Origin of the sequence: Collinsella aerofaciens, assembly GCF_020709435.1 — a bacterium.
In the GTDB taxonomy this organism is placed as follows: Bacteria; Actinomycetota; Coriobacteriia; order Coriobacteriales; family Coriobacteriaceae; genus Collinsella; species Collinsella aerofaciens_AU.
On sequence record NZ_JAJFDP010000003.1, the window covers coordinates 153,714 to 165,559 of the forward strand.

At 59.5% G+C, this 11,846-nt stretch carries 9 protein-coding genes; 6 read left to right on the plus strand and 3 right to left on the minus strand.

The genetic code is table 11. From position 1 onward, the window contains the following. The first annotated feature begins 101 nt into the window (after window positions 1-101). Window positions 102-2,852, plus strand: a complete 2,751-nt coding sequence (gene polA / locus LK493_RS03505) for a DNA polymerase I (protein ID WP_138112213.1) — start codon at window positions 102-104, stop codon at window positions 2,850-2,852. A 345-nt stretch (window positions 2,853-3,197) separates the two neighbouring features. Here polA and LK493_RS03510 read toward each other — a convergent pair whose 3' ends face one another. Then, window positions 3,198-4,025, minus strand: coding sequence for a Cof-type HAD-IIB family hydrolase (locus LK493_RS03510; RefSeq protein ID WP_227790129.1), 828 nt, complete (start codon window positions 4,023-4,025; stop codon window positions 3,198-3,200). A gap of 554 nt (window positions 4,026-4,579) precedes the next feature. Between LK493_RS03510 and LK493_RS03515 the strand changes: the two genes are divergently transcribed. From LK493_RS03515 to ndk, 4 genes are all read left to right on the plus strand, one after another. Then, on the plus strand, window positions 4,580-5,806 hold the full coding sequence (locus LK493_RS03515) for an argininosuccinate synthase (protein ID WP_227790130.1): 1,227 nt from the start codon (window positions 4,580-4,582) through the stop codon (window positions 5,804-5,806). Between the two features lie 233 nt (window positions 5,807-6,039). After that, a complete protein-coding gene (locus LK493_RS03520; protein WP_227790131.1) occupies window positions 6,040-6,210 on the plus strand; it encodes a hypothetical protein in 171 nt (56 codons plus the stop codon). Between the two features lie 118 nt (window positions 6,211-6,328). Further along, the gene (argH, locus tag LK493_RS03525) at window positions 6,329-7,759 is read left to right on the plus strand and encodes an argininosuccinate lyase (protein WP_195232051.1); all 1,431 of its coding nucleotides are present in this window, start codon (window positions 6,329-6,331) and stop codon (window positions 7,757-7,759) included. A 377-nt stretch (window positions 7,760-8,136) separates the two neighbouring features. Continuing rightward, window positions 8,137-8,541: a nucleoside-diphosphate kinase gene (gene ndk / locus LK493_RS03530; RefSeq protein ID WP_055251725.1), complete on the plus strand. Its 405-nt coding sequence runs from the start codon at window positions 8,137-8,139 to the stop codon at window positions 8,539-8,541. 182 nt (window positions 8,542-8,723) lie between these two features. Here ndk and rpiB read toward each other — a convergent pair whose 3' ends face one another. After that, on the minus strand, window positions 8,724-9,191 hold the full coding sequence (rpiB, locus tag LK493_RS03535; RefSeq protein ID WP_227790132.1) for a ribose 5-phosphate isomerase B: 468 nt from the start codon (window positions 9,189-9,191) through the stop codon (window positions 8,724-8,726). A 269-nt stretch (window positions 9,192-9,460) separates the two neighbouring features. Here rpiB and LK493_RS03540 point away from each other — a divergent pair, with 269 nt between their 5' ends. Then, entirely contained in the window at window positions 9,461-10,780 is a 1,320-nt protein-coding gene (locus LK493_RS03540; RefSeq protein ID WP_227790133.1) for an L-cysteine desulfidase family protein, read from the plus strand. On the opposite strand, the gene LK493_RS03545 is transcribed toward LK493_RS03540, so the two are convergent. After that, window positions 10,777-11,535: an HAD family hydrolase gene (locus LK493_RS03545; protein ID WP_227790134.1), complete on the minus strand. Its 759-nt coding sequence runs from the start codon at window positions 11,533-11,535 to the stop codon at window positions 10,777-10,779. The genes LK493_RS03540 and LK493_RS03545 overlap by 4 nt on opposite strands. Window positions 11,536-11,846 lie beyond the last annotated feature (311 nt).

The window sequence follows — 11,846 nt, forward strand, 5'->3', positions numbered from 1 at the left end:
GCCCGCGGCGGCAGGGAAGCCTGATGTGCGGTGGCCGCGGGGCGGGGAGCGTGTAAACTGGTGTGAGCAAACCGTGCCCAGCCCAAAGCGAGGTATTCAATATGTCTGACAAGCGCCGCACCTTTGCCGTTATCGACGGCAACTCGCTCATGCACCGCGCCTTCCACGCCGTGCCGCCCACCATGAATGCGCCGGACGGCCGCCCCACCAACGCGATCTTCGGCTTTCTGAACATGTTTCTCAAGATGATCGATGCCTTTAACCCCGACGGTGTGGTCGTGGCGTTTGACAAGGGCAAACCGCGCGTGCGCATGGAGATGCTGCCGCAGTATAAGGCGCAACGCCCGCCCATGGACCCCGATCTGCATGCGCAGTTTCCGATGATCAAGGAGCTGCTCACCGCGCTCAACGTGCCGATTCTGCAGTCCGAGGGCTGGGAAGGCGACGATATCCTGGGAACCATGGCGCGCCTGGGTGAAGAGGCCGGCTGCGACATGCTGCTGGTGACCGGCGACCGCGACATGTATCAACTCGTGACCGAGCACGTCAACGTGGTCTCGACCCGCAAGGGCCTGTCCGACGTGGCGATCATGACGCCCGAGAGCGTGGACGACCTGTATCACGGCATTACGCCGGCGCTCGTGCCCGATTTTTACGGTCTAAAGGGCGATACGTCGGACAACATTCCCGGCGTACCGGGCATCGGCCCCAAAAAGGCGAGCGCGCTCATCGCACAGTACGGCAGCTTGGACGAGGTCATCGCGCATGCCGACGAGGTCAAGGGCAAGATGGGCGAGAACCTGCGTGCGCACATCGACGATGCGCTGCTGAGCCGCAAGGTCGCAACCATTCGCACCGATGCGCCCGTCGAGCTCGACTTTGACGAAACGTCCTTCCCGGCGTTTTCTGCCGACGAAGTGTCCGCGGCGCTGGGCACACTTGGTATCACCGCCATGCAGAACCGTTTCTTGGCGCTGGTCGGCGGCGAGGGCGGGGCTGCTGCTGCCTCCAGTGTGGTTGAGATACCTGCTATGGTTCGCGCAGCCGCCGGCGATGCCGACGCGCTTGGTGCCGTTGCGGCTGAGGTCTCCCGCGCGATTGATGCCGGCGAGTGGGTCGCCGCCGTGGTGGACGACGACAAGGAAGAGGGCGCGCTCTTTGGACTGACGCGCACGCTGTGGTTGGCGACGTCCAAGGGCCTGTTCGCGCTCGAGGAGGGCGACAGCTGTGCGGCGGCTGAGGTTGAGGGCTTCAACTTCGTTCACGGCGTGATTGCCGGCGTGCTCGCGCGTCTGTTTATGGAGGGTCGCGTGGCGAGCCCGGATATGAAGGCGCTGTTGCACGAGCTTTCGCCCGTCGATTCTTCTGAGCCCGAGCTCATGGATCCGCTCGCTACCGATTCCACGCGTATCTTCGATACCGTGGTCGCTGCCTATCTGCTGGATTCCGATCGCTCCGAGTTCGATGAGGCATATCTTGCCGATACGTATCTGCAGATGGCGCTGCCTGCGGCGCGCGGCGCAGAGGGTGCCGGTGAGGACGCTCCGGCGCCTGCCGCCCGTACTGCGGCTCTGACGCTGGCGCTCGTGGCACCGTTGCGCGAGTGCATGGCCCGCGAGAATGCCGCCAACGTGTTCGATGGCATCGAGATGCCGCTCGTTCCGGTACTTGCCAAGATGGAGCGCGCGGGCATGCTCGTGGACCCCGACCGTCTGCACAGTCTGTCCGAGGGTCTGGCGACCCAGATTACCGAGGTTGAGCGCAGTATTCGCGACCTGGCGGGTGACGAGACCTTTAATATTGGCAGTCCCATGCAGCTGTCGCACGTGCTCTTTGATGTGATGGGGCTTCCGACCAAGGGCCTCAAGAAGACTAAGCGCGGCTATTATTCGACCAACGCCAAGGTGCTGAGCGACCTTGCGCGTGACCACGAAATCGTGCGTCTGATCTTGGACTGGCGTGAGAAGTCTAAGATCAAGTCCACCTATCTGGACACGCTGGGCCCGCTACGCCGTGGTGACGGTCGCGTACACACTACGTACAACCAGACCATCACGGCAACGGGGCGTCTGTCCTCGAGCGACCCGAACCTGCAGAACATCCCGACGCGCTCGGAGCTGGGTCGTACCGTCAAGACGGCGTTTTCGGCAGGCGAGGGAAGCGTCTTTTTGGCGGTGGACTACTCGCAGATCGAGCTGCGTCTGCTGGCGCATCTCTCAGGTGACGAGCACTTGGTGCGCGCCTTTAACGAGGGCGAGGACTTCCATGCCGAGACGGCGGCGCGCGTGTTCGGTGTGCCGGTGTCCGAGGTAACGCCCGACCTGCGCAGTCGCGCCAAGGCCGTGAACTTTGGCATCGTGTATGGCCAGCAGGCCTACGGCCTGTCGCAGTCGCTGCATATCTCGATGGCCGAGGCACGCGACATGATCGACCGCTACTACGAGGCCTACCCGGGCGTGCGCACGTTCCTCGACAACGTGGTGGCACGCGCCAAGCAGACGGGCTACGCCGAGACCATGTACGGCCGCCGTCGTCATATTCCGGAGCTCAAGGCCAAAAACCCGCAACTCCGCGGCTTTGGCGAGCGCACGGCCATGAACCATCCCATGCAGGGAACCGCCGCCGACATCATCAAGATCGCGATGGCCCGCGTAAGCCGCCGCCTGGAAGAGGAAGGCTTTGCCGCCCACATGATCCTGCAAGTGCACGACGAACTGGACTTTGAGTGCCCCATCGACGAAGTCGAGCGCCTAACCACCATGGTCCGCGACGTCATGGAGCACGTAGTAGACCTCCGCGTACCGTTGATCGCCGAAGCCAGCACCGGCATAACTTGGGCCGACGCGAAATAGGGAAACGCCCATAAGGCAGACTGGCCTACAGCGCAAGCCTCCACATACTTAAGATTTGGGACAAACACTACTGATTAATTTGTCCCACGGTAACCAAAACAGAAGGGTGCCCCTCAACAACAAGAGGCACCCTTCATTCAATTAAATTCAGCCAAGTATCTAGAGACATGCAAGAGGCCATCTCGGCGGCAAGCAGGTGAACCTAGGGTCTGGCCGGGCGGCAGGGGTTAACTTTTCGTAGATTCCGCACGCAAAGAAAGCCACTTAATGTGGCTTTCGTCTTGCGCAGGACCTGACCGAGCGAAAAGTTAACCCCTGCCGCCCGGCCAGGTCCGACGAGCAACGTTACCGAGCCGCCAGGATGGCGTCGATGAGCGTCAGTACGCCCCCGTCGTTGTTGCTCGGAATGCGCCACTTGGCATGCGCGTTCATATGCTCCTCGGCATTGTCCACGATAAAGCTGTGACCGACACGCTCCAGCATGGGGATATCGTTGTAGGTGTCGCCCACGGCGGCGGCATCGGCGATGTCGATGCCCAGTTGCTCGCACAGATGCGCCACGCCGGCGCCCTTGTCGACGCCTAGGTTCATAAAGTCGATCCACTCGCGACCGGCATTGGTGACATAGAGCTGGTCGGAGAACGCGGGGTTATAGGTCTCGCGGAACGCGGGCTCGGCATCGTAGGCAGGGAAGAAGATCGAGATCTTGTTGGACTCGAGATCGAGGCCCTCAAAGGTGTCGACGTAGTTGATCGTGTTGTAGTAGACGCTGATCTCGTCGTGATACTGGTGGTCGCGGGCGAGCACATAGAACTCGTCGTAGCAGCACAGAACGGGAACGGCGCGCGAGTCCTCCGAGGCACGGGCAAGCACCTGCTGATACAGCTCCACGTCGATGTTGCTCTTATAGATATAGTTGCCGCGATAGATGACGCAGGCACCGTTGTCGGGACAAAACGCGAGTCGGTTCTTGATGCCCTCGAACATTTCCTCGAGTTTGGGGGCGGGGCGTCCGCTGGCGGGGCAGAATACGATACCGGCATCGGCGAGCTTGTCCAGACGCTCATCGAGGCCCTGGGGCAGCACGCGCTCGTCAGTGAGAAGCGTCTTGTCCATATCGACGGCGAGAATCTTAATGTTGCCGATATTGGCATCCGATTCGTAAGTTTGCATAAAAACGCGCCTTTCGTTTCGAAATTGTTTCAGACGTTATAACCATCAACTGGTAGTCGGGCGTATTTTCGCAGGATTGGCGCGTATTTGCATCATGATTCACAAAGTAATGAAAAAACTTTTCAGAAATTTGAATTTGTCGCTTGTGAAGCGGGCACTTTAGCGTAATATAGCGACCATCGAAAACGGAGGCGGAAAAACAGCCGTTTACCGAGGAATAGGTACCGTTTACGATATATGAATTGCGCCCGGCGATAAGCGAAAGGAGAGGCAGATGCAGTTCGTACAGATCATCACCACTGCAGACAATGCCATCCGACGCCAGCGCGCAATTTCCCGACGACGATAACAATCGTCTCTGTCCGCATGGGGCGAAAAGCTCCAACAGAGTCATTTTGAGGTCGTTGGGTTTTAGCACGACATTGCTGCATGTTTCTAGGGCATGTATGTGCTGATTTTTGCTATTTAACCTGATATTGCACGGTATTTGACCTCAAGGTGACTTGCAACTGACCGATGTTCTAACTAGCTACCAAGGGCGAAAGGAAACAGCCATGAGCAAGGAAAAAGTCGTTCTCGCATATTCCGGTGGTCTTGATACATCCGTATGTGTCAAGTGGCTCCAGGATGAGAAGAATCTCGATGTCGTTTGTGTCTGCGGCAATGTGGGCCAGGAGGAGACCGGTCTGGATGCCAAGAAGCAGAAGGCTCTCGACCTGGGCGTTCTGGATTGCCAGGTGCTCGACCTGCGCGATGAGTTCTCTGATGAGTTCCTGACCAAGGCCATCGCCGCCAACTCCATGTACGAGAACAAGTACCCGCTGCTCTCCGCTCTTTCCCGTCCGCTGCTTGCCAAGAAACTTGTCGAGGTTGCTCACGAGTTCGGCGCCACCTATGTCGCCCACGGCTGCACCGGCAAGGGCAACGACCAGGTCCGTTTTGAGGCTGCCGTCAAGGCCCTCGACCCCGAGCTCAAGGTTATCGCCCCGGTTCGCGAGTGGGATCTGAAGTGCCGTCCGGACGAGGTTGCCTACGCCCACGCCCACAACGTGCCGGTTCCCGAGGGTGCCAACGACAACCCCTATTCCATCGATGACAATCTGTGGGGTCGCGCCATCGAGTGCGGTCACCTGGAGGATCCCTGGAACGAGCCGCTCGATGACGCTTGGGTTATGACCAAGAACCCCGAGGACACGCCCGACACCCCGACCTACACCGAGATCGAGTTCGAGGCCGGCAAGCCCGTTGCGGTTGACGGCAAGAAGATGAAGCTCTCCGAGATCGTCATCGAGCTCAACAAGATCTCCGGCGACAACGGCTTTGGTCGTCTCGACCTGGTCGAGGATCGTCTGGTGGGCCTCAAGAGCCGCGAGTGCTACGAGGTTCCCGGCGCCCTGACGCTCATCACCGCCCACAAGGCACTCGAGGACATCTGCGTCGAGGGTGACCTGCTCAAGACCAAGATCAAGCTCGAGCAGGATTGGGCCACCGCCGTGTATAACGGCCAGTGGTACAGCCCGCTCAAGAACGCGCTCGACGCCTTTATGGCCGATACTCAGAAGTTCGTGACCGGCACCGTCCGTCTGAAGTTCTTTAAGGGCAACTGCCATGTCGTCGGCCGCAAGAGCCCCTTCAGCCTCTACGACTACGGTCTGGCTACCTACGACCGCGACACCACGTTTGACGAGAAGGCCAGCGCCGGCTTTATCGAGATCGATACGCTGTCGCTCAAGACGTGGGCTAAGGTCCAGGGGCCCAGCTCTGCTGCCGCCCAGGCCTAGCGCCTCCTTCCCTTGGTATCCGCGCGGCCCATCCGCGTGATACAAAACGGGCGCACGGGGTCCCTACCTTTCGTTATGCTTGCTGACACTTCTTAACATCGGTGGCCCCTACGTTCCGCCCGCATATATGATGCCGCGTCTGCGGCTGAGTCCGAGCCCCGCCGGGGTTGTCCGGCGGGGCTCCTTCTATCAATTTGGCGACTCTGTGCCCATATATATGAGGAGTATCCATTATGTTCAATGCTGTCGCGCATGCCTTACTTGCCCTCGCGCCCGAGTTCGATGCTGCAAAGGTCGAGGACGTTCCTATGAGCCTGAAGGCCTGGATCGATGGTTCGCAGGGCAACATCCGGAGGGAGACGTTGGGCGCCAAGTGCCTGGTGCGTCACTTCTTTGCAAATTAGCTACATGGCCCCGCGCGCGGTGGGGAATGTGTAAAACTAGCGGTTGAAAAATCGCTTTAGCGACATGGCGCATTGCTTTGGGCGCTTGTTTTGGTATTTGGAGAAAGGGGACGGTTCCATGGCTCTTTGGGGCGGTCGTTTTGAGGCGGGAGTGGCCGAGGTCACGCAGGAGTTTGGCGCGTCGCTGCCGGTCGACAAACATCTCTATAAGCAGGATATCGCCGGTTCTAAGGCGCATGCCAAGATGCTGGCGGCCCAGGGCATCATCAGCGCCGAGGACGAGCAGGCGATTGCCGAGGGCCTGACCGGAATCGAACAGGATATCGATGCCGGCAACTTCACCTTCGATATCAACGATGAGGACATTCATATGTCCATCGAGAGCGAGCTGACGCGCCGTATCGGCGAGGCCGGTAAGCGCTTGCATACCGGGCGTTCGCGCAACGACCAGGTGGCGACCGATACGCGCCTGGGCGTCAAGGCGTTGGCCAAGGAGCTCATGGAGGCCAATCTTGAGTTGCGCCATGTGCTGGTGGATGCGGCCAAGAAGTACGACAAGGTGATTCTGCCGGGCTACACGCACATGCAGCATGCTCAGCCCGTGCTGCTGTCACATCATCTGCTGGCGTATTCCTGGATGTTCGCGCGCGACTTTACACGCCTGAAGGCCGCCTTTGATGCCGCCGACAACTGCCCGCTGGGTGCTGCCGCGCTTGCCGGTACGAGCTATCCACTCGATCGTCAGATGACGGCTGCCGAGCTTGGCTTTGCGGGTGTGATTCCCAACTCGCTCGATGCTGTTTCGGACCGTGACTTCCTGCTCGACCTGCACTATGCTGGCTCCGTTATGGCGATGCATCTGTCGCGTCTTTCCGAGGAGATCGTGCTGTGGTCGAGCTCCGAATTTGGCTTCATCACGCTTTCCGACTCGTACTCCACCGGCTCGTCCATCATGCCGCAGAAGAAGAATCCCGACTTTGCCGAGCTTATCCGCGGCAAGAGCGGCCGAGTCTATGGCAACCTGGTGCAGCTGCTTGTGACCATGAAGGGCCTGCCGCTGGCCTATAACAAGGACTTGCAGGAGGACAAGGAGGGCGCGCTCGATACCGCCCACACGCTCATGCAGTGTCTGTCGGTTATGGCCGGTATGATTTCGACTTGGACCGTCAACGAGGATGCCATGGCGCGCGAGTGCGGCGTGGGGCACCTTGCCGCTACCGATGTTGCCGATTACCTGGCCAAGCGCGGCCTGCCGTTCCGTGAGGCGCATGCCGTGGTGGGCCATCTGGTCCTGATGTGTGAGAAGCGCGGCTGCAATCTTGAGGACCTGCCGTTTGAGGTGTTCCAGGAGGCAAGCCCGCTCTTTGAGCGCGATATTACCGAGGCGCTCGACATCCCGTCGATTGTCGCCGCGCGCACGACCGAGGGCGGTACCGCCCCTGCCGCTGTTGCCGTGCAGCTGCAGCGTGCCGAGGCACAACTCGTTGCCGACGAAGGTGTGTTTGGCTCGTTGACCAAGGTCGTCGAGATGGGCCACGGAGCTAATTAGCTTATAGGATGCGTCTGTCTGGTGCGTTCATCATATCTTGCCTTTACGGGTGCTCGCTACGGTGGGCGCCCGTTTTGTTATAAGGAAGGGAGGAGCTTGTCGAGAACTTCTGTAGGACCTTTGGGCAGGTTGTGAAGGGGGTGCGTTCACGGGCGGCAACCGACCGTCTGCTCGGTTCGGTGCAGTTGGTGGCGGAGCGGATGGTACTCTAATCGGGCTTCGAAACAGAAGTGACATATATGGAACGCTTCAATAAATTACAGCGCTTCAATAAACAGCTTTTTGTTTAACTGCAGCTAAAACTCTGTTACGATGCAGTTCAGGCGGGTGCCGGAATGGGACTTGGGCACGCGCGAACCTACTTGAAAGGCTACCTTATGGCTATCGAGAAGACCTTCATCATGATTAAGCCCGACGCTGTGCGCGATCGCAAGATCGGCGAGATCGTTGCTCGTATCGAGCGCAGCGGCCTTGTCATCGAGCGCATGGAGATGACCACGCTCGAGCGCGCTACCGTCGAGGAGCACTACGCCCATCTGGCCGACAAACCCTTCTTTGGCGGTCTGTGCGACTTTATGACGAGCGGTCCGGTCGTCAAGATGGTTGTTTCCGGTCTTTCCGCCGTCTCCAAGATGCGCACCCTTATGGGCGCCACCAACCCGCTTGATGCTGCCCCCGGCACCATCCGCGGTGACTTCGCCGTCGATGTCAACGCCAACGTGATTCACGGCTCCGACTGCCTGGAGAACGCCGAGATCGAGATCAAGCGCTTCTTTGGCTAAACCAGCTTTGACTCCTTAAAGCTGTTAGCGTGTGGCTTGGGCGCCGCGGAATTCCTTCCGCGGCGCCCTTTTTATCCCAACAGGTTTTTGGTAAACGCTCACAAATCTACTAAAGAGCCCCCGCCTGGAATGTGCGTGCATTCCAGGCGGGGGCTGTCGTTAGCGTATGGCGTTGTAAGTCTTTAGGCCTCGTCGACGACCTGGAGACCGCGGGTCTGGTCGATCTCGTTGAGGAGGTTGACGCGACGCTCGTGACGACCGCCCTCAAACTCGGCGTCGAGCCACTCGTCGACAATCATCTTGGCGAGCTCGGAGCCCACGACGCGGGCGCCAAAGGCGAGCACGTTGGTATTGTTGTGCATGCGGGAGAGCTTGGCGCTGAAAGGCTCGGAGCACACGACGGCGCGTACGCCCTCGACCTTGTTGGCAGCCAGACTTATCCCGACGCCGGTGCCGCAGATGAGGATGCCCAGGTCGACGTCGCCGTTGGCAACGGCCTTACCCACCTTGTAGCCGGCGATGGGGTAGTCAAAGCTCTCGGAGGTGTCGGTGCCAAAGTTCACGACCTCGCAGCCGCGCTCCTTCAGGTGCTCGGAGATGATGTTCTTGAGCTCGACGGCGGCGTGGTCGTTACCGATACCGATCTTCATGGATGGTTCCTCTCTGGTCCGTGCGGCGGAATTGCTAAAGGTTTTACCGCGTTCGACTGCATGATAACGCGACTCTTGCGTAAACGCTCGGGCGTTTTTTGGTCAAACGCTTTAGCATGCAACAAGATTGGCTTCTCATGAATAATGCCACCAATTTGTGCTCGAGCGCCGTCCGCCGGAACCATGGTTGCGGTTTTTGATGCATTGTTATCAAATAAAGGAGGTAACTTTTTTGAGAGCCCAGCCCGTTATGCAAGCAGGAGATACCTATGCCTACCGATTCCATCCGTGATGCCGCGTTTTGCGATGTTTTGAACCGCGAACTTGTCTGTGCACTCGGCTGCACCGAGCCCATTGCCGTTGCCTATGCAGCGGCGCTGGCGAGCCAGACGCTCGGTTGCGAGCCCGATCATATGGATGTTGCCTGCTCGGGCAACATCATCAAGAACGTCAAGAGCGTGACCGTGCCCAACTCGGGCGGAATGCATGGTATTGAAGCCGCGGCCGTGCTGGGTGCCGTGGGCGGCGACGCCAAGAGCGCGCTCGAGGTGCTCGAGAGCGTCGATGACGCGGACCGCGCCCGCCTGGCCGAGCTGCTTGCCGATGCGGACTACTGCGATGTGTCACTTGTCGAGGGTGTGCCCAACCTCTACATCAAGGTGACTGCGACGGCCGGGGGCCATACCGCGGTCGTCGAGATTACCGATCACCACACTAATGTCACGTGCCATACGCTCGACGGTATTCCGGTATGCGGTAAGTCGGCGGGGGAGTGCGCCGCCTGCGCCGAGCGCGTGGTGGCCGAGCGTGCGGCAGATAACGCCGACACGCCCATGTCGATCGAGGCCATCATCGACTTTATCGAGGACGGTGACATTGAGGACGCCCGCGCTGCCGTTGAGCGTCAGATTGAGCTGAATGGCGCGATCAGTGCTGAGGGCCTCGCGCACGCTTGGGGCGCCGAGGTGGGCCGTACGCTGCTGGGTGCTCGTGCCGATGACGTCGCCTGCCGCGCCCGTGCCCGTGCGGCCGCCGGGTCCGACGCCCGCATGAACGGTTGCGCGCTGCCGGTCGCCATTGTGTGCGGCTCGGGCAATCAGGGCATTACCTGCGCATTGCCCGTCATGGAGTATGCCGAGTACCTGCGTTGCGACCACGAGCGCCTGGTGCGCGCCGTGATGCTGTCCGATCTTATCGCCGTGCATATCAAGAGCTATATTGGTGCGCTCTCGGCGTTTTGCGGTGCTATTTGCGCTGCGTGCGGCGCCGGCGCTGCGATTACCTGGCTGTGCGGTGGCACGCGCGAGCAGATTGGCGCGACGGTCTCGAATACGCTCGGTAACGTGGGCGGCATCGTGTGCGACGGCGCCAAGGCGAGCTGTGCCGCCAAGATCTCGGCTGCCGTCGATGCGGCGATTCTGGGCCACGATATGGCCATGCAAGGCCGCGGCTTCCGCGCCGGCGAGGGCCTGATCCAAGATACCGTTGAGCAGACGATCGCCAGTATGGGCTACGTAGGCCGCGTGGGCATGAAGGACACCGACGTCGAGATCCTCAACATCATGATCGGCAAAACCCAGGTCTGTTAAGACAGTTCGTCGGCTACTTGGTGTTCGTAGAAGGCTTCTACTACGGCGTTAAAGTCGCGGGCGAAGTCTTCCATGGTTCCGCGCCAGGTGGCTCGGCTGGGCTTGCCCTGGCCCACAAAGGCGGTTTGGATGCCGCAATCGGGGGACGGGAAGTCGCGTTTGGGATCGTTGCCCACCATAAGGACTTCGTGCGGCTCGAGCCCCATCACCTGAAGCTGCTTTAGATAGTAGGTGGCATCGGGCTTGCAGCGGGTGGTGTTTCCCATGTGCGTGACGAGTTCAAAGGGGGCGTCGGCCAGGTCGCCCCAACCCATGCGACATTCGATGGCTCCCTGGGGAAAGCTGGGGTTGGTAAAGAGCGCGCAACGCAGCCCTGCGTCCTGTACGGCCTGGAGCGCGGCGTGTGCGCCCGGCATGGCGTGGGCGTTGATGACATCGTCGTTCTTGTACGGAAGAACTTCGCGCTCGTAGTAGGTAAACGCCTCGTAGATGATGGGATCAGAGAGGCAGATGCCGCACCTGCGCTCGACCTCGGTGCGGTAAAACTCAAGATTGGTGCGATTGTCCGTGCCGCTGCGGCGATTGGCGTTGAGGTCGACCAGGATGGTGCCGAGGCGTGCCATCGTGCCGCCACGGCTGCGACGGCCGATATCCGCGAGCATCGACGAGACATCCTTAAAATAGCGAAGGATAAACGCATTGAGGTTGATGCTAAGAAGCGTTTCGTCCATATCGAAAACGACAGCTTTGAGCACGCGAGCACCTTTCTCGTAAATTCGATCTAGAATCGTTGGTTTCGGATACTTTACCCCAAAGCCATCTTGCGCACTGTTTATCGTCAAGTTGTGGAGGCGGCTGTCCATAAGATTACGAAAAAGTCTCCACACGAGTAAAAAATCGCAGTTCACGCTTGAAATCGAACTCATTTCCCCGTAACCTATACGAACGTGATTGCATAAGCGTCACATTAGTATCTGTCGGCTCCCGAGTGTTCCTAAACGTTGTGTGCTTGTCGCACCCTTCTGTAGGTCCTAGCAATCGGGGCCCCGTAGTTCGAAAGGGGTCC